This is a genomic window from Pseudomonas mandelii (genome assembly GCF_006438925.1).
In the GTDB taxonomy this organism is placed as follows: domain Bacteria; phylum Pseudomonadota; class Gammaproteobacteria; order Pseudomonadales; family Pseudomonadaceae; genus Aquipseudomonas; species Aquipseudomonas mandelii_C.
Map to the genome: position 1 here is coordinate 332,349 of NZ_RCZA01000007.1, position 20,171 is coordinate 352,519.

Genomic DNA, 20,171 nt, shown 5'->3' on the forward strand with positions numbered 1-20,171 from the left:
GCTAATGCCGGCCACAAGGCAACTTGTAGCAGCTGGCGGAGCCTGCGTTCGGCTGCGCAGCAGTCGTAAAACCTGCATGCACGGTATAACTGAAGCACCGCGTTGCCTGATTTCACGACTGCTGCGCAGCCGAACGCAGGCTCCGCCAGCTGCTACAGGTTTTGTTATGCCTCGGCTTTGCGCTGGCTCGCCGAAAACTGCGAAGGCGCGACACCCAGTTCCCGCCGAAACATGTCGCTGAAACTGCTCGGTGAGTAACCCAGCTCCCGGGCAATCGCACTGACCGGCACGCCCTGGATCAACTCCGCCACCGCCGTCGCCAATTGCACCTGGCGCCGCCATTCGGCGAAGCCCATGCCCAAACCGTCCTTGAACAGCCGCGCCAGCGTACGCACGCTGGCACCGGCGTTTTCGGCGTGTTGTTCGAAGGCAATGTCCAGCGATGGCGCGGCCATGACCGCCTGGCACAGGTTCATCAGGCGTCGGTCGGAATCATCCGGCAAGGGGATTTTCAGCAGCGAGCGCCTGGCTCGCCTAAGCTCCAGCAGCGCCAGGCCGACCAGCGCTTCGTAATACTCGGGCGCGCCATCGTCGCCCTGCTCCACCAACCCGACGATCAGCTCACGCAGCAGTCCGCCGACTTCGATCACCTGAACCGTGTCGTCCAGCGTCGCCGCCAAAGAGGGCCGCAAGTAGATGTTGCGCATCTGTAAATCCGAAACCACGCGAATCCCGTGGGGCACACCTGGCGGCAGCCACACCGCTCGTTGCGGCGGCACCACCAGCGCTTCATGGGGCGTCTCGACCCACATCACCCCGCTCATTGCATACAGCAACTGCCCCCAGACATGTTCATGCGGCTCGATATACACGCCGCGCGGATAGGTGCGCGCCAGTGGTTGCACGGGCACATCGGTGTCACTCAGGTCTGGAGGGGTGGCAAGGGCCATGGGCAGCAATCATTGAGCGTTTCAGAGATTGCATGGTAACGAGCCACGGGGGTTGTCGCTACGGGCGGCATCCATCTGACAATTCGACTGAATTTTCCGTAACCCCAACGATCTTTGTATTACCACAGGGAGGAATACGGGCTCTATGAACAACGCAAAACTTTTCGTCATTGAATACACCCTTCATGGCGCGCCCAAGTCTTTCATCATCCGCCTGGACAAGATGGATAACGCGGAGGCCTGGCATTGGGCAAGTTGCGACGCGGGGGTCGGAAGAATCCCTCGCTTCGGCCGAGAGAAGGTGCAAAAAACCAGCAAGCCGATGGCGGAGAAATTCGGCGTGGAAAACGTCAAGTGGCGGCCGGCGAATTAACGGATGGCGCAGCTTTGGACCTTTGGAGGGAACGGCGCATGACAACGACGCAACTTACCAGCACGGCACACCTCGACTACGGTATCGATACGCTGTTCGGTCGAATCACCAAAAGCGCCGAGTGTCAGGTTGGACTTGAGCAAGTCGAGCATGACCCGACCCGCTTCGCGCTACGCGTCCAGTCACCTATACCGCAAGATCTGGAACAGGCAAAAACGGTGTTGGTGAGGGTGGATGGGCGACGACTCAATGGCATCATCCGCCATACCGAACGGCTGGAAGATCAAAGCCTGAAACTGGAAGTGGAGCCCGAATAGGCTCCACGTTTTGTGCGTGACGGGTGTCAGCCCTTGGCGCACTTGCAACCTTTGCTGGCGCATTCTTCGCCATGTTCGTGGTGCTTGGCGCAGGCTTCACAGCAATAGTGCTTGCCGTGGCGCGCGATCGGATGTTCGCCCAGTTTGCAGGAACATTTGGGGCAGTCGCATTTACTGTCACTGCTGATCATGTGTCTGACTCCATTGGTTGTGGTCGTCTGGTGCCGCCGATGTGCACCGTCTTATCAGTGTAGGAGCTGCCGCAGGCTGCGATCTTTTGATCTTGCTTTGGAAACAAAAAATCAAAAGATCGCAGCCTGCGGCAGCTCCTACATGAGGATCAGCGTTATGCCTGTCGGGTGTTGCTGCGGTACATGAACAGCAACGCCAACGCGAGACACACCATCGCCAGTATCCGGCTGCTGGACAACTCGATCGCCGGGTTGCCCAGCCAGCCGAAGTTATCGATCAACATCCCCATCCCCAGTTGCCCGACGATCACCGCCACCGTCGCCACCGCCGTGCCGACCCGCGGCACCGCGCCAACCATCACCATCATGTACACCACCCCGAACAGTGCACCGCTGAGCTGCCATTTCGGCACGTCCAGCACACTCACGGCATGGGCCGGCTCGAAAAACAGGATCAGCAGCCCGGTGATCACTGCACCAACCACGAAGGTCAACAAACTGCTGCGCAACACGCCCACCGTTTCGCCCAACCGGCCATTGATCGCCGCCTGAACACTCAGCACCGCACCGGCCGCCACGACCACCGCCAACAAAATAATCAGATTCATCATCAACCCCGAGCGATCAGAACAAGTGCCGCGACAATCAGCAGCAAGGCCAGCCAACGTTCACCGTTGACCTTTTTGCGGGTAGCGCCGAACCAGCCGAAATGGTCGATCAACACGCTTTTGCCGACCTGCCCGGAGAGGATCGCGATCATCGTCATGGCAATGCCGATGTGCGGCGTGGCCAAGGTCAGCACGATCACGTACATCGGCCCCAGGAACCCGCCGATCAACTGCCAGCGCGGCAGCTCATTCAAAGCGGGCCCTTGTTGCGGACCGCTGAATAGCAACAGCAAAAACAGAATCGCCGAGCCGACACCGAAGATGCTCAAGGTCGCCCACAAGTGCCCGACCTGAACCCCGAGCGGCCCGAGCAAACCGGCCTCCACGGACAGGCCCATGCCGGCCAGAATCACCAGCGGCAGCAGCAACAGTCGCAGCCCCGGTTTGGTGACAGGCGTCGCGATGACACCCGCTTGTTCATTTAACGCAGCTTGCATAAGTAGCACCTCGCATCCCCCTGTAGGAGCTGTCGAGTGCAACGAGGCTGCGATCTTTTGATTTTAAAGATCAAGATAAAAAGATCGCAGCCTCGTTGCACTCGACAGCTCCTACAGAGGGGGTCGGATTTCAGTTGGAATGGCGCGCATTATCGGGTGGCGCCGCTTTGCGATAAATGGGAGCATCCTGACAACACTTTTGCGCAACTCGCACAGCAGGATTCCTCATGCATGGCCTCAACGAACTGGGATTCAAGGCGCTTCGGCTGTTTGTAGCGGTGCTGGATCACGGCAGTTTTTCCGAAGTCGCTCGCCGCGAGGGCCTGGCACCCTCGTCGATTTCGCGGCAGATCCAAATGATGGAGCAAGCCCTGAGCCAGCAATTGCTGTATCGCCACACCCGCGCCGTCTCACCCACCGAAGCCGGGCGCATGCTCGGTCATCACGCACGGCTGGTGCTGGTGCAACTCGAAGAGGCCGAACAGGCCCTGCAGGAACAGCAAAGCGAACCGAGCGGACTGGTGCGGATCAATGCGCCAGTGGTGTTCGGTCAGCGGCACCTGACGCCGTGGCTGGGACGGCTCTGCGAGCGCTACCCGAAACTGCAACTGGATATCCAGCAGACCGACAGCTACGTCGACCCGCTGCAGGAAGGCGCCGACCTGCTGTTTCGCATCGGCCCGCTGCACGATTCGAGCATGCAGGCGCGGATTCTGGCGCCCCAGCGTTTTCAAGTCGCCGCGAGCCCGGTCTATTTGGAACGTCACGGTACGCCGCAACATCCCGAAGAACTGGCCGCGCATCAGTGCCTGGCCTACAAGGGCGTGACCGGCCAGCAACGCTGGTTTTTCCGCAAGGATCAGCAGGACTGGACGCCCTGGTCGGTGAAGGGACCGATCACCGGCAACCACGCCGACACCCTGACCCAAGCCGCCGAACAAGGCTTGGGGCTGGTGATGTTTCCGTCGTGGTTGATTGGTGAGGCGGTGCGCAACGGCACGCTGGTGCCGGTGCTCGGGGCGTATCAAGTGTCCAACAGCCTTGAGCCGCAGCAGATTGCGGTGCTGTGGCCCGGGAGCCGACGGTTGTCGGTGAAGGTGCGGACGGTGATTGATTTCTTCGTGGAGTGCTTCGGGACCGTGCCGTACTGGGACAGACCGTAATACCTGTCGGCACCACAATCCCTGTGGGAGCGAGCTTGCTCGCGATAGCGGTTAATCAGTCACATTGATGCTGGATGTGCCGACGCTATCGCGAGCAAGCTCGCTCCCACAGGTTCTGTACCGGTGCAATCAAATGCGGAACTGCCCCACCAGTTTGCCCAGGCGCTGACCGAGGTCGGCCAGGCTGCGGGACGTCTGGGCACCGAGTTGGGTTTCGTCGGCGACACTGTCTACGGCCACAGCGATCTGATGCACGCTGCGGTTGATCTCTTCGGCCACGGCGGTCTGCTCTTCGGCGGCGCTGGCGATCTGCGCGTTCATCGAGTTGATGGTGCCGATCAGCTGGGCCATGGTGTCCAGCGATGCACCCGCTTCGTTGGCCTGAGCCGACGTGCCATCGCCGGCCTCGCTGGAACGGCGCATTGCTTCCACCGCCGACTGAGTGCCGGCCTGCAAGCGATCGATCATGCCCTGGATTTCCTGGGTGCTGATTTGTGTGCGACTGGCCAGCGCTCGAACCTCGTCGGCCACCACGGCAAAACCACGACCGGCTTCACCGGCACGGGCGGCTTCGATGGCGGCGTTGAGTGCCAGCAGGTTGGTCTGCTCGGCAATCGAACGGATCACCCCAAGCACGCTGACAATCGACGAGACGTCTTTTTGCAGGCTGTCCAGAGACACGCCGCTGCTGCGAATGTCGTCCACCAACGCATGAATCTTCACAATGCTGCCGGCCACCACTCGCTTGGCAGCCTGGCCTTCTTCGTCGGTCTGTTGGGCAGCCACCGCGGCGTTTTGCGCACTTTTCGCCACTTCCTGAGCAGCGGCGGACATTTGGTTGATCGCCGTGGCGACCTGATCGGTCTCGTGACGCTGACGCTCCATGGCCTGATCCGAGCGCTGCGCCTGGTCGGAGACCTGATTCACCAGCCCGGTCAGTTGTGAAGTCATTTCGGTGATCTGGCGCACCAGGCCGTGGATCTTGTCGACGAAGCGGTTGAACGAGCCGGCCAGTTCGCCAAGTTCATCCTGGCTGGTAATGGTGAGGCGACGCGTCAGGTCACCCTCGCCCGCCGCGATGTCATCGAGATTGGCTTTCATCAGGTTCAGCGGACGCAGGATCGTGTTGGCCAGCAGCATCCCGGCAGCGGCAATCACCAACAGCACCACGGCGGCAATCCCGACGATGCTCAGCACCACGCCTTCCATGCGCTCCTGAACTTTGGCTTGAACCAGCGCGACTTGCGCTTCGATACCGTCGAGGTTCACGGAAGTACCGACCGCCATGTCCCACTTCGGCAGGTATTCGGTGTAGCCCAGTTTCGGCACCAGCACTTGGGTGTTGCCGGGCAGCGGCGAGCTGTATTGCAGGTAGTGGGTGCCGTCCTTGGCGACTTTCACCAGGTCGCGGTTGACGTAGACGCCATTCGGATCGCGGTTGTCCTTGAAGCTCTGGCCCACGCCTTCAGGGCTGCTGGCCTTGAACAGACGCACGGTGTTGGAGTCGTAGCCGAAGAAGTAGCCGTCCTTGCCGTAGGTGATGCTCGACAGCAATTTGACCACCTGGGCCCGCGCCGCGTCATCACCGGGGGCGGCCGCATCGTAAAGAGGTTTTATTGTGGTCATGGCCACGGCGACGTAGCTTTGCAGCGTTGCCTTGGCATCGCTGAGCAGGCGCTGGCGAGTTTCCTCGACTTCCTTGCGGGCCTGCTCCTGCAGAATGAACAACGTGGTCAGGCTGATGACCAGCGCAAAGAGCAACACCGGGAGAACGGCAAGGGACAGGACTTTAGCCTTCAGGCTCATGCGCATGACGGTTCACTCTTTTGATTTTATTGGCGTGGTTAAAGGCTTTAACGGCACGCAGGATCAAAAGTTGAATGCGGTCATTGTGGGAGCGAGCCGGCTCCGGGATGTTGAATGTGCCGCCGCCTTCGTCGGAACGCCGCCCGGAGCCGGCTCGCTCCCACAGGGGAAATGTGTTTAGAGCACCATCGCCGCCACCCAGCCGAACGCCAGCAACGGAATGTTGTAGTGCAGGAAGGTCGGGACCACGGTGTCCCAGATGTGGTGATGCTGGCCGTCGATGTTCAGGCCCGAAGTCGGGCCGAGGGTCGAGTCCGACGCCGGCGAACCGGCATCGCCCAGCGCGCCGGCAGTCCCGACGATGCACACGATCGCGATCGGGCTAAAGCCCAGTTGCACGCACAACGGCACAAAAATCGCTGCCAGGATCGGTACAGTGGAAAACGACGAACCGATGCCCATGGTCACCAACAGGCCGACCAACAACATCAGCAACGCGCCAATGCCTTTGCTGTGGCCGATCCACGAAGCCGAGGCTTCGACCAGTGTCTGCACCTCGCCGGTGGCTTTCATCACCTCGGCAAAACCGGACGCGGCGATCATGATGAAACCGATCATCGCCATCATCTTCATGCCTTCGGTGAACAGGTCGTCGGTTTCACGCCACTTCACGATCCCCGACACCGAAAAAATCAGAAAGCCTGCCAGCGCACCAATAATCATCGAGTCCAACAACAGCTGAATGATGAACGCCACCGCGATGGCCAGACCGGCGACCATCAGGCTCAGCGGGTTGTACTGCACCGCGACCTGTTCGACTTGCTCGATCTTTTCCAGATCGTAAACCCGCTTCTTGCGGTAGCTGACGAACGCTGCCACGAGCCCGACGACCATGCCCAAGGCCGGAATCCCCATGGCATGGGTGACGTTGATGCCGCTGATGTCCACCCCGCTACGGGCAACGTTGGCCAGCAGGATTTCATTCAGGAAGATGTTGCCGAAGCCCACGGGCAAGAACATGTACGGCGTAATCAGGCCGAAGGTCATGACGCAGGCAATCAGTCGGCGGTCCAGCTGCAACTTGGTCAGCACATATAATAGTGGCGGCACCAGCAGCGGAATAAAGGCGATATGTATCGGCAGAATGTTCTGGGACGCGATGGCCACCACCCACAGCAAACCGATCAACAGCCATTTGACCTGACCGCCGCCGCTGGCGTGCTGGCGGTCGACCATCAGCAAGGCTTTGTCTGCCAGCGCGTGTGCCAGGCCGGACTTGGCAATGGCCACGGCGAAAGCGCCGAGCAATGCGTAGGACAACGCGACCGTCGCGCCGCCACCGAGGCCACTGTTGAAGGCTTTGAGTGTCGCGTCGATGCCCAGGCCACCGGTCAAACCACCCACCAGGGCACCCACGATCAGCGCGATTACGACGTGCACGCGGGACAGGCTAAGGATCAGCATGACGCCGACCGCGGCAATTACAGCATTAATCATCGTTACCTCAAGGCAAACGGAAAGAGTCCGGCCGGCAGTCTGCAAAGAGCCGCCAGCGGATTAAATGAGAGGGTTTTATTAGAGGGCGCGCACTGTGCCGGACCGCTGCCACCTTGTCAAAGCCAACACCCATCCCAGTAGGAGCTGCCGAAGGCTGCGATCTTTTGATCTTCCGGCGCCATCAAGAACGTAAAGATCAAAAGATCGCAGCCTTCGGCAGCTCCTACGGGGTGAGAGTCGATATTCAGACAACTGCATAAAGAAAGCCGAATCGCGGCCGCTACAGTGCAAAGTCTCAGATATTTATCGAATAAAGGACGTCTCCATGTCGCTCAGACAACTTTCCATTCAATGGAAAATCACCCTGCTGGCCGGGCTGTGCCTGGCCGGCATCGTGACCCTGCTGGTGGGTCTTTCGCTGTATCGCATGGAGCACAGCTCCGAGATGGTGAAAGCCTCCAGCATGGAGATGCTCACCGAAGCGGCCCAGGCCCGGATCGAATCCCAGGGTGAAAACCAGGCGCTGGGGATTCGCCAGCAGTTCATGGATGCCTATCAATATGGCCACGGCTTTTCGCGTCAGGTGCTGTTCCTGCGCGACCAGGCCGAGAAGCGCTTCCTCGATGCCTTTGACCTGCGTGAAGACCTGACGCGTCAGGTCAAGTCAGCCCTGCAAGCCAACCCGGAACTGCTCGGCCTCTCGCTGGTGTTCGAAGCCAACGCGCTGGACGGCAAGGACGATCTGTTCGCCGGCCAGGCCGAGCTGGGCAGCAACGACAAGGGCCGTTTTGCCCTGTACTGGTCGCAACCTGTGCCTGGCAAGGTGACGTCGATGGCGCTACCGGAAAGCGACATGGCCGACACCAGCACCGGCCCCAGCGGCGAACCGGCCAACGCCTGGTTCACCTGCCCGCGCACGACCCTCAAGCCCTGCGTGATCGAACCCTACTTCTACGTGATCGACGGCCAGAACGTGCTGATGACCAGCATCGTTTTCCCGTTGATGGTCAATGGCAAAGTCATCGCTTCGCTGTCGGTGGACATCAACCTCAACAGCCTGCAAGCCGTCAGCCAAGGTGCGAGCAAGAAGCTCTATGACGGCCAGACCAACGTCAGCATCATCAGCCCGGTCGGTTTGCTGGCCGGTTACAGCCCGGACGCCAGCAAACTCAGCCAGCGCCTGGACACTGTGGACAAAACCAACGGTGCCGAGCTGATCCGCATGCTCGCCGCCAGCAGCAAGACCGAAAGCCTGCACAACAATCAACAGCTCAAAGTGCTGTCGCCGTTCCAACCGATTCCCGGTGGCAAGTCCTGGGGCGTGTTGCTCGAGGTGCCGGAGAAAGTCTTGGTCGGCCCCGCCGAAGCGTTGAAAAAGCAACTCGATGAAAGCAACACCGCCGACACCCTGGTCGAACTCGGCCTGGGTGTGCTGGCCGCGTTGATTGGCCTGTTGCTGGTGTGGCTGATGGCCCGCAGCGTGACCAGGCCGATCCTGGGTGTGGCGCACATGCTCGAAGACATTGCCAGCGGCGAAGGCGATCTGACCCGCCGCCTGGCCTACGACAAAAAGGACGAACTCGGCCAATTGGCCGGCTGGTTCAACCGCTTCCTCGACAAGCTGCAACCGATCATTGCCGAGGTCAAACGCTCGGTGCAGGACGCGCGCAGCACGGCGGATCAGTCGTCCGCCATCGCCACCCAGACCAGCGCCGGCATGGAGCAGCAATACCGTCAGGTGGATCAGGTCGCTACCGCTTCCCACGAAATGAGCGCCACCGCTCAAGACGTCGCGCGCAGTGCAGCACAAGCGGCACAGGCGGCGCGGGATGCCGATCAGGCCACCCGTCGCGGTTTGACCGTGATCGACCGCACCACCACCAGCATCGACAACCTCGCCGCCGACATGAGCGCGGCGATGGTCCAGGTCGAAGGCCTGGCGGCCAATAGCGAGAAGATCGGTTCGGTGCTGGAAGTCATTCGGGCCATCGCCGAACAGACCAACCTGCTGGCGCTCAACGCCGCCATCGAGGCCGCTCGTGCCGGTGAAGCCGGGCGCGGTTTTGCCGTGGTGGCCGATGAAGTGCGCAACCTGGCACGCCGGACCCAGGAGTCTGTCGAAGAAACCCGTCTGGTGATTGAGCAGTTGCAGAGCGGCACTCAGGACGTGGTCGGTTCGATGAACAGTAGCCATCGTCAGGCTCAGGGCAGTGTCGAACAGGTGGGTCAGGCGGTGACGGCTCTGCGGCAGATTGGTGAGGCGGTGACGGTAATCAGCGACATGAACCTGCAGATCGCCAGTGCTGCGGAAGAGCAAAGCGCCGTGGCCGAGGAGATCAACAACAACGTGGCGACGATTCGGGATGTGACGGAGTCGCTGTCGGGGCAGGCGAATGAATCGGCGCGGGTGAGTCAGTCGCTCAATAGCCTGGCGAATCAGCAGCAGAGTTTGATGGATCAGTTTCGCGTGTAACCCAATTTCATTACCCACTGAAGATCCAATGTGGGAGCGAGCTTGCTCGCGATAGCGATTTGTCAGTCACATTGATGTTGGATGTTCCGGCGCTATCGCGAGCAAGCTCGCTCCCACAGGTTACTCAGCGTTTGGGTAATTCGATGACAACCCTCAACCCGCCCCACTCACTCTCCTCCAACCGCAACACCCCGCCCCACGTATCGACGATGTCCCGCACAATTCCCAATCCCAACCCATGTCCTTCAGTTTGTTCATCCAGTCGCGTACCCCGGCCGAACACCTGATCGCGCTGGTTTTCCGGAATCCCCGGCCCATCGTCTTCCACGCTTAACTCAAACCCTTCGGCGGTCTCGACCACGCTCAACCGAACCTCGGCGTCCGCCCACTTGCAAGCGTTGTCCAGCAGGTTTCCGAGCAGTTCGAGCAAGTCCTCGCGATCCCAAGGCAGTTGTAAACCGGCCGGTGCACCGTAGCGGAGGCCCAGATGCTCACCATGAATCATGTTCAACGTCGCCAGTAACCCCGGCAATTCAGCATCGCAATCAAACAACGCCCCCGGCAACGCATCGCCGGATAACCGTGCGCGATTGAGCTCGCGATTGAGTCGCTGCTGGACCTGTTCCAGCTGCGCCTTGATGACCTTGCGCAGTTCCGGCTGCGCATCGAGCTTCTCGCTTGAGGCCAGGCTCAACAACACCGCCAGCGGGGTTTTCAAGGCGTGACCGAGGTTGCCCAGCGCATTGCGCGAACGCTTGAGGCTGTCTTCGGTGTGCGCCAGCAAATGGTTGATCTGCGCCACCAGCGGTTCAAGCTCTACCGGCACCTGATCATCGAGTTGCGAGCGCTGGCCCTGCTGCAACTGGGCGATCTGCTCACGCGCCTTTTCCAGCGGGCGCAAGGCTCGGCGAACCGTAATCCGTTGCAGCAGCAGAATCAGCAGCAGTCCTGCCAGCCCAAGGCCCAATCCGACTTGCCGCATGCGCTGGAAACTCTCGCGCACCGGCGTGTAATCCTGGGCCACGCTGATGGAAATCGATTGGCCGAGCCGTCGATAGTCTGAACGCAGCACTAGTAATTGCTGGCCTTCCGGCCCCAATTGCAGGTTGCTGTGCAGGCCGGCATGGTCGAGACGCGGCAGTTCCTGATCCCACAGCGAACGGGAGCGCCAATGGCTGTCGGCAAAATCGATGCGGAAGTAATGCCCGGAAAACGGTCGCTGATAGGCCGGCGACAGGTGCCGCTCATCCAGCTGCAAACCCTGCGGCCCACGTACCAACGCCACCAACAGGTTTTCGCTGTCGTCGCGCAGCCCGGCTTCGAGGTAGCGCTGCAAACCCATTTCGAACAGCCACAGGCTGGTCTGCGCCAGCACCAGGCCGACGATCACCATCACGCTGATCAGCCCCAGACTCAAGCGGCGCTGGATCGACCTCATTGGGCTTGCCCGCCGAACAGGTAACCCTGGCCGCGACGGGTTTCGATGACGCTGCGCCCGAGTTTGCGCCGCAGGTGGTTGACGTGGACTTCGAGCACGTTGGAATCGCGCTCGGTTTCACCGTCGTAGAGGTGTTCGGCGAGGTGGCTTTTGGACAGGATCTGCTCGGGGTGCAGCATGAAATAACGCAACAGGCGAAATTCAGCGGCGGTGAGCTGGATGTCGGCGCCGTCGCGGGTCACGCATTGGCGGCCTTCGTCCAGGTGCAGTCCGGCAGCCTTGAGCGTCGGCTGGTTGGCATGACCATGGGAACGGCGCAACAGCGCCTGGACGCGCAAGTGCAGCTCTTCGGGGTGGAAGGGCTTGGTCAGGTAATCGTCGGCACCGGCCTTGAGACCTTCGATCCGTTCGGCCCAGGAATCACGGGCGGTGAGGATCAGCACTGGCGTCGACAGGTTAGCGGCCCGCCATTGCGTCAGCACGTCGAGCCCTGGCAAACCCGGCAGGCCGAGGTCGAGGATGATCAGGTCATAAGGCTCGCTGCTGCCCTGATACACCGCGTCGCGACCGTCGGCCAGCCAGTCCACGGCGTAACCCTGACGGTTGAGGCCGGCCATCAGTTCGTCGGCCAGCGGCACATGGTCTTCCACCAGAAGCAAACGCATCGATCAATCTTCCTTGTCTTTCAGTAACTGGCCGGTGGTGGCGTCGAGGTCCAGTTCGCGGACCACGCCTTCGGTGGTCAGCAACTCGACTTCATAAACATAGACGTCGTGTTTCTCTTCAAGCTCGGCTTCCAGCAATTTGGCCCCGGGATAGCGGTCCAGCGCCTGCTGCAACATCTGCTCCAGCGGCAGGATCACACCCTGTTGACGCAGGCGCAGGGCTTCGTCCTGGTCCAGGTCGCGGGCCATGGCCACCGAGCAAAAAGCCAGAAGCACCAGGGCCATTCGACCTCTCGTGCACCGCTGTGAAAAAGAAAACACCTTCATTACGTATCCTGATGATCCTTGAGAACCTGCCCGCTGACGGCGTCCAATTCCAGGTCCCACTCAATGCCCTGAGGGTCGCGCAATTCCACCTGATAGATGTACTTGCCGTACTCTTCTTCCAGCTCGGTTTCGGTGATCTTGGCGCCGGGATGTTTGGCCAGAGCGGTGGCGTTGAGCTTCTCGAAAGACACAATGGTACCAGCGTCGCGCAGCCTCAGGGCTTCGTCGGGACCGAGGTCGCGAGCGTGGGCGATGCTGGCGGTCATGCCGATGATGGACGCGGTGAACAGGGCAGTAAGGGTTTTCATGGGGGTGTCTCCGTATTTTTTTATGTGTTGCCTAGGGAGTGCACCTTAACGGGGCGAACTTAATTGAAACTGAATTGCCATCATTGGGGATGGCAACACGACATCACCGCCCTGCACAAAACCTGCTCGCGATTGCGGTGTATCAGTCGGTATTAATGCTGGCTGACCTACCGCAATCGCGAGCAGGCTCGCTCCCACATTGATTGTGCATGTCTATAATCCCCCGCTTGCCAGACATCGAGACCGGTATGACCGCTATCCACATCAAGTTCCCCTCCTTAATCCTCAAGGCCGGCCCTCGCGCCTTGGCGCGCATCCGTGAAAACGGTTTGAGCGCCGCCGATGTCGGCACACTGCCGGGTGCCGCCGGTGGTCCCAAGGCGTTGGGGATTCAAGGTCTGGACCTGGCGTTGTTCGGTGAATGGCTGCCGGCGGCACCGCGGGAGCGCTCGTTGATCGGTGCCTCGGTGGGTTCCTGGCGCTTTGCCAGCGCGTGTCTGCCGGATGCCGCCGAAGGTATCCGCCGCCTCGGTCACCTCTACACCGAACAGAACTTCGCCAAGGGCGTGACCATGGCGCAGATCAGCCAGAGCTCCCGGCGCATGCTCGATGAGCTGCTTGATGGCCGCGATGCCTCGATTCTGGACAACGCTCATTACCGACTGAACATCATGGTGGTCAAAAGCCACGGCCTGCTGGCGGACGATCATCGCGGCCGACTGGGGCTGGGCCTGTCATCGGTGATCGCCGACAACCTGCGGGGCCGCGCGCGGCTGTCGCGACATTTCGAACGGCTGATCATTCACGATCCGCGCCTGGCACCGCCGGTCAATGCACTCAACGATTTCCCCTCGCGCTTCGTTACGCTGGAGGCCGGCAACCTGCGCCAGGCCTTGCTTGCGTCGGGCTCGATCCCGATGGTGATGGAAGGCGTGCGTGATTTGCCGGGGGCCGGTGCCGGGACGTTTCGCGATGGCGGTCTGCTGGACTATCACCTCGACCTGCCCTACAGCGGCAACGACATAGTGCTCTATCCGCATTTCACAGACCGGGTGATTCCCGGCTGGTTCGACAAGACCCTGCCATGGCGCCGCGCGTGCCCTGCGCGCTTGCAGGATGTCTTGTTGCTGGCGCCGTCGAAGGATTACCTGGCGCGCCTGCCCTACGGCAAACTCCCGGACCGCAACGACTTCAAACGCTTCATGGGCGATGCCCCGAGCCGGCAGAAATACTGGCGCGCGACGATGGATGAAAGCCGTCGTATGGGCGATGAGTTCCTCGAACTGGCTGCCAGCGGTCGCCTCGGGGAGCGCTTGCTGACCCTTTAGTCAGTGTTTTCCCGCAACGCCAAACGCAAACTGTTAAACTCGCCGCCTGCCCACATCGCCGCGGCGATCGCCACCTGACAGAGCTGAAATCACTGTGGAAATCTTCAAAGAATTTACCTTCGAATCCGCCCACCGCCTGCCCCACGTGCCGGAAGGCCACAAGTGCGGTCGCTTGCACGGTCACTCGTTCAAAGTGGCGATCCACCTGAGCGGCGACCTCGATCCGCACACGGGCTGGATCCGCGATTTCTCGGAAATCAAGGCGATCTTCAAGCCGCTCTATGAACGCCTGGACCATAACTACCTGAACGACATTCCCGGTCTGGAAAACCCGACCAGTGAAGTGCTGGCCAAATTCATCTGGAAGGAATTGAAGCCTCTGCTGCCGGAACTCAGCGCGATCCGCATTCACGAGACGTGCACCAGCGGCTGCATCTATCACGGCGAATAAGCCGATCTAAAGGCCGATGAAAATTCCTGTGGGAGCGAGCCTGCTCGCGAAAGCCATCTATCAGTCGCCAAATGCATGACTGACACACCGCTTTCGCGAGCAGGCTCGCTCCCACAGTGAACTGCGTTTCGTCAGTGAATATAAAAACAGCCTTCAATGGCTGTTTTTTTATGCCTATGCTTTTTGGCTCCCCCACGCCAAGAGGACACCCCCAATGACTGACTGGCCGCTGCCTCAGACCTATCGCTTCAACGGGCACTCCGTTCGCTACGCCGTGCGGGGCGACGGTCCGCCGTTGGTGTTCGTGCATGGCACGCCCTTCTCTTCTTACGTGTGGCACCGGATTGCGCCGCACTTCATCACCACCCATCGGGTGCATTACTTTGACCTGCTGGGTTATGGGCTATCGGAGAAAATCGAGGGCGATGTGTCGCTGGGTGTGCAGAACGACCTGTTGGCTCACTTGCTCGATCACTGGGGTCTGCAGCGACCAGACGTCGTCGCTCACGACTTCGGCGGCGCCACCGCATTGCGGGCCCATCTGCTGAACGGCAAGGACTACCGCAGCCTGACACTGATTGACCCGGTGGCGCTGACGCCTTGGGGTTCGCCGTTTGTGCAGCATGTACGTCAGCATGAGGCGGCATTCAGTGGCCTGCCCGATTACATTCAGCGGGCGATTGTACCGACCTATATTCGCGGGGCGATCAAGCGCGAGATTCCTGATCATGAACTCGCGCCTTACGTGCAGCCGTGGCTCGGCGATCCGGGGCAAGCGGCGTTCTATCGGCAGATCGCTCAGATGGACGAGCGTTATACCCGTGAGGCCGAAGGGCTGTACCCGACGATTCGTTGTCCGGTGCAGATTCTGTGGGGCGAAGACGATCAGTGGATTCCCATTGAACGTGGGCAGGCGTTGCATCAGATGATTCCGGGGTCGCGGTTCCAGGCGATTCCGAATGCCGGGCATCTGGTTCAGGAAGATGCGCCGGAAGCGATTGTCGCGGCGTTGCTGCGGTTTTTACCGCAACACAAATCCCCCTGAAGAAACCAACACCCCTGTGGGAGCGAGCCTGCTCGCGAAAGCGCCGGGTCAGTCGACCTCAGTGTTGAATGTTTAACCGCTTTCGCGAGCAGGCTCGCTCCCACATGGGTTCTGTGATCCTTCAGGTGCACCGCTTTCGGGCCCTCCCCGCGCCAAATCCCCCCGCTCGGCTATAAATAACTCCACCACCCCACGCTTGGCACGACCACTGCAACATGCCCCCGCGTCACTCATTCAGCAAGGAACGCCCCATGACGCAGAACGATCCCGGCAACGATTACCCCCTCAGCGAAGTCCCGATGCATGCCCGCAAAGGCCTGGCCTCAACGGCCATGGTGCTGCTGGGTTTCACCTTTTTTACCGCGACCATGTTTGCCGGCGGCAAGCTGGGTGTGGCGTTCAGTTTCGGCGAGATGATGGCGGTGATTGTCATCGGCAATCTGCTGCTGGGGATCTATGCCGCCGGCCTGGGTTACATCGCCTTCAAGAGCGGTCTGAATTCGGTTTTGATGGGACGCTTTTGCTTCGGTGAAGTGGGCAGCAAGCTCAGCGACCTGATCCTCGGTTTTACCCAGATCGGCTGGTACGCCTGGGGCACGGCCACTGCCGCCGTGGTGCTGGGCAAGTATTTCGAATTGGCCGAGGGCACCGTTCTCGGGTTGATGGTGCTGTTCGGCCTGATGTTTTGCGCGACCGCGTACATCGGTTATCGCGGGTTGGAGATTCTGTCGTACATCGCCGTACCGGCGATGATGTTGCTGCTGATGCTGTCGATGTGGGTGGCCACGGTGAAGATCGGCGGGCTCGACGGTTTGCTCGCAGTAGTCCCGACGGGAACACTGGATTGGTCGACCGCGATTACCCTGGTGTTCGGCACCTTCGTCAGTGGTGCGACCCAGGCAACCAACTGGACGCGTTTCTCCCGTTCGGCACGCGTGGCGGTGCTGGCGAGCCTGATCGGCTTCTTCATCGGCAACGGCCTGATGGTGTTGATCGGTGCCTATGGCGCAATCGTCTACCAGCAACCGGACGTGGTCGAAGTGTTGCTGTTGCAAGGCTTCGCCATGGCGGCGATGGCGATGTTGCTACTCAATATCTGGAGCACCCAGGACAACACCATCTACAACTTCGCCGTCGCCGGTTGCAACCTGCTGCGCACCGGCCGTCGCAAGACCGTGACCCTGGCGGGCGCGGTGATCGGCACCCTGCTGGCGCTGCTGGGTATGTACGACATGCTGGTGCCCTATCTGATTCTGCTGGGCACCGTGATCCCGCCGATTGGCGGCGTGATCATGGCGGACTTCTTCTACCGCTATCGTGGTCAATATCCACGTCTGGCCGATGCCCGCTTGCCGGCGTTCAATTGGTCTGGCCTGGGCGCCTACGCGGTCGGCACCGTTGCTGCGTTCAGTTCACCGTGGGTCGCGCCGCTGGTAGGGATTGCCGCTGCCGCGTTAACGTATGTGTTACTGACCGGCGTGCTGGGTGCCCGTACTGCCAACGCACCATTACAAGATCTATAAAAGGATTCGCCTGATGCACATCATCAACGCCCGCCTGCGCAACCAAGATGGCCTGCATGAGTTGCACCTGGAAAACGGCCTGATCAGCAACATCGCCCGACAGACCGAAGCGCCGACCCTGGGGCCCGATGATCTGGACGCCGGCGGCAACCTGGTGGTGCCACCCTTCGTCGAGCCACACATCCACCTCGACGCCACGCTCACCGCCGGCGAGCCGCGCTGGAACATGAGCGGCACGCTGTTCGAAGGCATCGAGTGCTGGGGCGAGCGCAAGGTGACGATCACCGAAGAGGACACCAAAACCCGCGCCAAGAAAACCATCCAGACCCTCGCCGCACACGGCATCCAGCATGTGCGTACCCACGTCGACGTCACCGACCCGCAGCTCACCGCGCTCAAGGCGATGCTCGAAGTGCGCGAGGAAAGCCGTCACCTGATCGACATGCAGATCGTTGCGTTCCCGCAGGAAGGCATCGAGTCGTACCGCAACGGTCGCGAGCTGATGGAAGAAGCGATCCGCATGGGGGCCGATGTGGTCGGCGGCATTCCGCATTTCGAGTACACCCGCGATCAAGGCGTGAGTTCAGTGAAATTCCTGATGGACCTCGCCGAGCGCACCGGTTGCCTGGTGGACGTGCACTGCGATGAAACCGACGACCCGCACTCACGCTTTCTAGAGGTGCTGGCCGAAGAAGCCCGCAGCCGCGACATGGGCTCGCGGGTGACCGCCAGTCACACCACCGCCATGGGCTCTTACGACAACGCTTACTGCGCCAAATTGTTCCGTCTGCTCGGGCATTCGGGGATCAGCTTTGTCTCCTGCCCCACCGAAAGCATTCACCTGCAAGGGCGCTTCGACAACTTCCCGAAACGCCGTGGCGTGACCCGTGTCAACGAGCTGCTCGAAGCCGGGATGAACGTGTGTTTCGGCCAGGATTCGATCGTCGACCCGTGGTATCCGCTGGGCAACGGCAATATCTTGCGGGTGCTCGAAGCCGGCCTGCACATCTGCCACATGCTCGGTTACCGCAACCTGCAAAGCGCGCTAGACCTGGTCACCGACAACAGCGCCAAGGCCATGAACCTGGGTGACCGTTATGGACTGGAACGCGGGCGGCCAGCGAATTTGCTGATTCTGTCGGAGGACTGCGATTACGAGGTGATCCGCAGTCAGGGCCTGCCGCTGTATTCGGTGCGCGATGGCAAGGTGTTGATGAAGCGGCAGATGCCGGAGGTCGAGTTCTATGGTGATTTGAGCTGAGATTTGCGTTGATTGGGCTGACGCCTTCGCGAGCAGGCTCGCTCCCACATTTGATCTCCAGTGGACACAAACGCTGAGTACACCTCAGATCCACTGTGGGAGCGAGCCTGCTCGCGAAGGCAATCTTGAACTCACCCCATCAACCGCGCCGTGCCGAACAACCTGACCCGACTCAACTCACCCTGCTCTTCCTCCAGAAGAATCGGTGCAGTACCGCCGGGCATAACCACATTTACCTCCCCTGCTCTGACCCACCCCACCCGCCACGCCGCGCAAGCCACCGCACTGGCGCTGGTGCCCGACGACGCCGTCGGCCCCTCTCCGCGCTCGAATACCCGCGCGACGACTCGCCCTTCAGACTCAAGCATCGCCCATTGCAGATTCACGCCAGCAGCACACGGCTCCCCCGCCCCGGCCGGCATGGCGTAAGCGATACGCGTCAGCCCTTCGGACAACCCCGGTTCGCGCATCTGCTCATTGCTCGGCAATGCATCGGCGTTCTCTAAAAGCGTCACACAATGTGGATTGCCGATGCGTACGAACTGGCTTCGAGACCAGGCAGGATCAAGCCCCGATAACGGCTGCACATGGCTGACGTCGCGACCGTTCAGCCGCACGCTTTCAACCCCTTTAGCCCCCACAGCGTCAGGCCCGAACGAGGGTTTGCCCAGATCCAGCCAGAACCCTTTCACACCCTCGATCTCGACCGGTTTCACCGAAGTGTCCACAGGCGAAACCGCATCAGTCTTATCGTGATGAACCCTGAGCAAACAAACCTCGTCCCTCGGCAGCAGCCCTTGCTCACTCAGGGCCTGAGAGAAAATCGTCAACCCGTTGCCACTGCGCTCGGCGAGCGTGCCGTCGGTGTTGACGATCAGCAGGTCAAACGGTGGCGAGGCTTGAAACGGACCGACCAATAAACCGTCGCAGCGATGATCCTTGCTGCCTGGCGGTTGTGTACCGGGTGCCCAGCCACAGAAGGCCTCGATAGCCGAAACCGTCCATGCCGCACGGGTTTGCGCAGCGCGACTGGCCTGCACGGGTAGATCGATACCTCCCCGGCGCACGGCGTCAGGCGCCACAACCGCATAGATATTGCCTCGAGCATCGTAGAACGGCGTCATGGATCGGTCCTGAAGTCAGCCAGAAAGTGCCTGTACTTTAGGCGTCAATGTCCGGCGATGAAATACCGCCCCGGCGTCACCCCGAACGTTCGTCGAAACATCGCAATAAACGCGCTGACATTTTCATAACCCAGTTCCAGCGCAATGGTCGTCACCGGCACCGCTGCCGCCAAAAGCTCCAGCGCGCGCAACAACCGAGCGCGCTGGCGCCATTGGCTGAAGGTGAAGCCGGTTTCGCTAACGAAGCGTCTGGCCAGGGTTCGCGCCGACACACCCCCCCACTGCGCCCATTGTTCCAGTGCGCGGTTGTCTGCCAGGTCATCGACCAGCGCCTGGGTGATCCGGCGCAATCGCGGATCGTGGGACAGCGGCAGGCCGAAAGGCTCGGCGGGCAACGCGGCGATTTCATCGAGAATGAGTTGGGCGATCCGTTCCTGTCGCTCATCAATTGCGCCCTCCCTCCAAGTCGCAGCCCGGTCGACGGCCTCTCGGAGCAGGCCCGAGGTGGCGATGATGCACGGCTGCTCCGGTAACTCGGCACAGGCCGGCGTCGCCACATAAACGCTCCAGCCATGGAACGGGCCGTGGGAACGCAAGCCGTGCAGGCAGTCCGGCGGAATCCACACCGCGTGGGTGGCCGGCACCACCCAATGATGATCTGCCGCATCTACGGACAACAAACCGCGCCGTGCCCCCAGCAATTGGCCGCGGGCATGCTGGTGCAAGGCACTTTGGCGCTCGACCGGGCTGTCCTGAGTGACGGCGATCACCCGCGCCGCCGTGGAAGACTGCGCCAGCTCGGTGGATATCAGCGGTTTAACCATTG

Annotated in this window: 21 protein-coding genes and 2 pseudogenes; 10 read left to right on the plus strand and 13 right to left on the minus strand. The window is 60.8% G+C overall.

Annotation, left to right across the window (positions count from 1 at the left end; all coding sequences use genetic code 11):
- Positions 1 to 164: 164 nt before the first annotated feature.
- Positions 165 to 950, minus strand: coding sequence for an AraC family transcriptional regulator (locus EAH74_RS18505; RefSeq protein WP_140680238.1), 786 nt, complete (start codon positions 948 to 950; stop codon positions 165 to 167).
- Positions 951 to 1,095: 145 nt separating this feature from the next.
- Here EAH74_RS18505 and EAH74_RS18510 point away from each other — a divergent pair, with 145 nt between their 5' ends.
- A complete protein-coding gene (locus tag EAH74_RS18510; RefSeq protein ID WP_008152143.1) occupies positions 1,096 to 1,323 on the plus strand; it encodes a DUF6555 family protein in 228 nt (75 codons plus the stop codon).
- 38 nt (positions 1,324 to 1,361) lie between these two features.
- Positions 1,362 to 1,640, plus strand: coding sequence for a hypothetical protein (locus EAH74_RS18515; protein ID WP_123368413.1), 279 nt, complete (start codon positions 1,362 to 1,364; stop codon positions 1,638 to 1,640).
- A gap of 26 nt (positions 1,641 to 1,666) precedes the next feature.
- Here the strand turns inward: EAH74_RS18515 and EAH74_RS18520 are convergent, their stop codons facing one another.
- From EAH74_RS18520 to EAH74_RS18535, 3 genes are all read right to left on the minus strand, one after another.
- On the minus strand, positions 1,667 to 1,831 hold the full coding sequence (locus tag EAH74_RS18520) for a metallothionein (RefSeq protein WP_140680239.1): 165 nt from the start codon (positions 1,829 to 1,831) through the stop codon (positions 1,667 to 1,669).
- A 155-nt stretch (positions 1,832 to 1,986) separates the two neighbouring features.
- Complete coding sequence (locus EAH74_RS18530) at positions 1,987 to 2,439, minus strand: DMT family transporter (RefSeq protein WP_140680240.1); 453 nt, start codon at positions 2,437 to 2,439, stop codon at positions 1,987 to 1,989.
- A 2-nt stretch (positions 2,440 to 2,441) separates the two neighbouring features.
- Positions 2,442 to 2,936, minus strand: a complete 495-nt coding sequence (locus EAH74_RS18535; RefSeq protein ID WP_140680241.1) for a DMT family transporter — start codon at positions 2,934 to 2,936, stop codon at positions 2,442 to 2,444.
- A gap of 227 nt (positions 2,937 to 3,163) precedes the next feature.
- Here EAH74_RS18535 and EAH74_RS18545 point away from each other — a divergent pair, with 227 nt between their 5' ends.
- A complete protein-coding gene (locus tag EAH74_RS18545; protein ID WP_140680242.1) occupies positions 3,164 to 4,099 on the plus strand; it encodes a LysR family transcriptional regulator in 936 nt (311 codons plus the stop codon).
- 129 nt (positions 4,100 to 4,228) lie between these two features.
- On the opposite strand, the gene EAH74_RS33895 is transcribed toward EAH74_RS18545, so the two are convergent.
- The 3 genes and pseudogenes from EAH74_RS33895 to EAH74_RS18555 form a co-directional block, all read right to left on the minus strand.
- Positions 4,229 to 5,050, minus strand: a complete 822-nt coding sequence (locus EAH74_RS33895) for a methyl-accepting chemotaxis protein (protein ID WP_371922184.1) — start codon at positions 5,048 to 5,050, stop codon at positions 4,229 to 4,231.
- Positions 5,051 to 5,134: 84 nt separating this feature from the next.
- A pseudogene (locus EAH74_RS33900) lies at positions 5,135 to 5,911 on the minus strand (cache domain-containing protein); the annotation flags it as partial.
- Between the two features lie 171 nt (positions 5,912 to 6,082).
- Positions 6,083 to 7,399, minus strand: a complete 1,317-nt coding sequence (locus EAH74_RS18555; protein WP_161990870.1) for a Na+/H+ antiporter family protein — start codon at positions 7,397 to 7,399, stop codon at positions 6,083 to 6,085.
- A 1,471-nt stretch (positions 7,400 to 8,870) separates the two neighbouring features.
- On the opposite strand from EAH74_RS18555, the pseudogene EAH74_RS33905 reads away from it, so the two are divergent.
- Positions 8,871 to 9,017: pseudogene (locus tag EAH74_RS33905) on the plus strand (HAMP domain-containing protein); the annotation flags it as partial.
- Positions 9,018 to 9,119: 102 nt separating this feature from the next.
- On the plus strand, positions 9,120 to 9,875 hold the full coding sequence (locus EAH74_RS33910) for a methyl-accepting chemotaxis protein (RefSeq protein WP_430539788.1): 756 nt from the start codon (positions 9,120 to 9,122) through the stop codon (positions 9,873 to 9,875).
- Positions 9,876 to 9,999: 124 nt separating this feature from the next.
- On the opposite strand, the gene EAH74_RS18565 is transcribed toward EAH74_RS33910, so the two are convergent.
- Genes EAH74_RS18565 through EAH74_RS18580 form a run of 4 tightly spaced genes read right to left on the minus strand, consistent with a single transcriptional unit; the run spans position 10,000 to position 12,613 of the window.
- Positions 10,000 to 11,313 (minus strand): sensor histidine kinase, encoded by a 1,314-nt coding sequence (locus EAH74_RS18565; RefSeq protein ID WP_140680246.1) that lies wholly within the window; start codon positions 11,311 to 11,313, stop codon positions 10,000 to 10,002.
- On the minus strand, positions 11,310 to 11,978 hold the full coding sequence (locus EAH74_RS18570; protein ID WP_140680247.1) for a response regulator transcription factor: 669 nt from the start codon (positions 11,976 to 11,978) through the stop codon (positions 11,310 to 11,312). The genes EAH74_RS18565 and EAH74_RS18570 overlap by 4 nt, the downstream gene beginning before the upstream one ends.
- Positions 11,979 to 11,981: 3 nt before the next feature.
- Complete coding sequence (locus EAH74_RS18575) at positions 11,982 to 12,305, minus strand: PepSY domain-containing protein (RefSeq protein WP_140680249.1); 324 nt, start codon at positions 12,303 to 12,305, stop codon at positions 11,982 to 11,984.
- Positions 12,305 to 12,613 carry a PepSY domain-containing protein gene (locus tag EAH74_RS18580; protein WP_140680250.1) on the minus strand — a complete coding sequence of 103 codons (309 nt, stop codon included), beginning with the start codon at positions 12,611 to 12,613 and terminating at the stop codon, positions 12,305 to 12,307. Before EAH74_RS18580 ends, EAH74_RS18575 begins: the two co-directional genes overlap by 1 nt.
- A gap of 248 nt (positions 12,614 to 12,861) precedes the next feature.
- Here EAH74_RS18580 and EAH74_RS18585 point away from each other — a divergent pair, with 248 nt between their 5' ends.
- From EAH74_RS18585 to codA, 5 genes are all read left to right on the plus strand, one after another.
- A complete protein-coding gene (locus tag EAH74_RS18585) occupies positions 12,862 to 13,941 on the plus strand; it encodes a patatin-like phospholipase family protein (RefSeq protein ID WP_140680317.1) in 1,080 nt (359 codons plus the stop codon).
- Between the two features lie 94 nt (positions 13,942 to 14,035).
- The gene (gene queD, locus EAH74_RS18590) at positions 14,036 to 14,392 is read left to right on the plus strand and encodes a 6-carboxytetrahydropterin synthase QueD (RefSeq protein WP_008152165.1); all 357 of its coding nucleotides are present in this window, start codon (positions 14,036 to 14,038) and stop codon (positions 14,390 to 14,392) included.
- Positions 14,393 to 14,606: 214 nt separating this feature from the next.
- Positions 14,607 to 15,437 (plus strand): alpha/beta fold hydrolase, encoded by an 831-nt coding sequence (locus EAH74_RS18595; RefSeq protein WP_140680251.1) that lies wholly within the window; start codon positions 14,607 to 14,609, stop codon positions 15,435 to 15,437.
- A 251-nt stretch (positions 15,438 to 15,688) separates the two neighbouring features.
- Entirely contained in the window at positions 15,689 to 16,960 is a 1,272-nt protein-coding gene (gene codB, locus EAH74_RS18600) for a cytosine permease (protein WP_140680252.1), read from the plus strand.
- Positions 16,961 to 16,973: 13 nt separating this feature from the next.
- The gene (gene codA / locus EAH74_RS18605; protein ID WP_140680253.1) at positions 16,974 to 18,221 is read left to right on the plus strand and encodes a cytosine deaminase; all 1,248 of its coding nucleotides are present in this window, start codon (positions 16,974 to 16,976) and stop codon (positions 18,219 to 18,221) included.
- Between the two features lie 131 nt (positions 18,222 to 18,352).
- Here the strand turns inward: codA and EAH74_RS18610 are convergent, their stop codons facing one another.
- Entirely contained in the window at positions 18,353 to 19,345 is a 993-nt protein-coding gene (locus EAH74_RS18610) for a diaminopimelate epimerase (RefSeq protein WP_140680254.1), read from the minus strand.
- Between the two features lie 44 nt (positions 19,346 to 19,389).
- A complete protein-coding gene (locus EAH74_RS18615; protein WP_140680256.1) occupies positions 19,390 to 20,169 on the minus strand; it encodes an AraC family transcriptional regulator in 780 nt (259 codons plus the stop codon).
- Positions 20,170 to 20,171: the final 2 nt, after the last annotated feature.

Excerpts from the sequence above, each read along its gene's own strand:
- EAH74_RS18575 (WP_140680249.1), bottom strand. The coding sequence starts at position 12,305 with ATGAAGGTGTTTTCTTTTTCACAGCGGTGCACGAGAGGTCGAATGGCC.
- EAH74_RS18505 (WP_140680238.1), bottom strand. The coding sequence starts at position 950 with ATGGCCCTTGCCACCCCTCCAGACCTGAGTGACACCGATGTGCCCGTG.
- EAH74_RS18530 (WP_140680240.1), bottom strand. The coding sequence starts at position 2,439 with ATGAATCTGATTATTTTGTTGGCGGTGGTCGTGGCGGCCGGTGCGGTG.
- EAH74_RS18535 (WP_140680241.1), bottom strand. The coding sequence starts at position 2,936 with ATGCAAGCTGCGTTAAATGAACAAGCGGGTGTCATCGCGACGCCTGTC.
- EAH74_RS18545 (WP_140680242.1), top strand. The coding sequence starts at position 3,164 with ATGCATGGCCTCAACGAACTGGGATTCAAGGCGCTTCGGCTGTTTGTA.
- EAH74_RS18615 (WP_140680256.1), bottom strand. The coding sequence starts at position 20,169 with ATGGTTAAACCGCTGATATCCACCGAGCTGGCGCAGTCTTCCACGGCG.
- EAH74_RS18520 (WP_140680239.1), bottom strand. The coding sequence starts at position 1,831 with ATGATCAGCAGTGACAGTAAATGCGACTGCCCCAAATGTTCCTGCAAA.
- EAH74_RS18570 (WP_140680247.1), bottom strand. The coding sequence starts at position 11,978 with ATGCGTTTGCTTCTGGTGGAAGACCATGTGCCGCTGGCCGACGAACTG.
- EAH74_RS18510 (WP_008152143.1), top strand. The coding sequence starts at position 1,096 with ATGAACAACGCAAAACTTTTCGTCATTGAATACACCCTTCATGGCGCG.
- EAH74_RS18610 (WP_140680254.1), bottom strand. The coding sequence starts at position 19,345 with ATGACGCCGTTCTACGATGCTCGAGGCAATATCTATGCGGTTGTGGCG.
- EAH74_RS33910 (WP_430539788.1), top strand. The coding sequence starts at position 9,120 with ATGGAGCAGCAATACCGTCAGGTGGATCAGGTCGCTACCGCTTCCCAC.
- EAH74_RS18595 (WP_140680251.1), top strand. The coding sequence starts at position 14,607 with ATGACTGACTGGCCGCTGCCTCAGACCTATCGCTTCAACGGGCACTCC.
- codA (WP_140680253.1), top strand. The coding sequence starts at position 16,974 with ATGCACATCATCAACGCCCGCCTGCGCAACCAAGATGGCCTGCATGAG.
- EAH74_RS18585 (WP_140680317.1), top strand. The coding sequence starts at position 12,862 with ATGACCGCTATCCACATCAAGTTCCCCTCCTTAATCCTCAAGGCCGGC.
- EAH74_RS18580 (WP_140680250.1), bottom strand. The coding sequence starts at position 12,613 with ATGAAAACCCTTACTGCCCTGTTCACCGCGTCCATCATCGGCATGACC.
- EAH74_RS33895 (WP_371922184.1), bottom strand. The coding sequence starts at position 5,050 with ATGACTTCACAACTGACCGGGCTGGTGAATCAGGTCTCCGACCAGGCG.
- EAH74_RS18515 (WP_123368413.1), top strand. The coding sequence starts at position 1,362 with ATGACAACGACGCAACTTACCAGCACGGCACACCTCGACTACGGTATC.
- codB (WP_140680252.1), top strand. The coding sequence starts at position 15,689 with ATGACGCAGAACGATCCCGGCAACGATTACCCCCTCAGCGAAGTCCCG.
- EAH74_RS18565 (WP_140680246.1), bottom strand. The coding sequence starts at position 11,313 with ATGAGGTCGATCCAGCGCCGCTTGAGTCTGGGGCTGATCAGCGTGATG.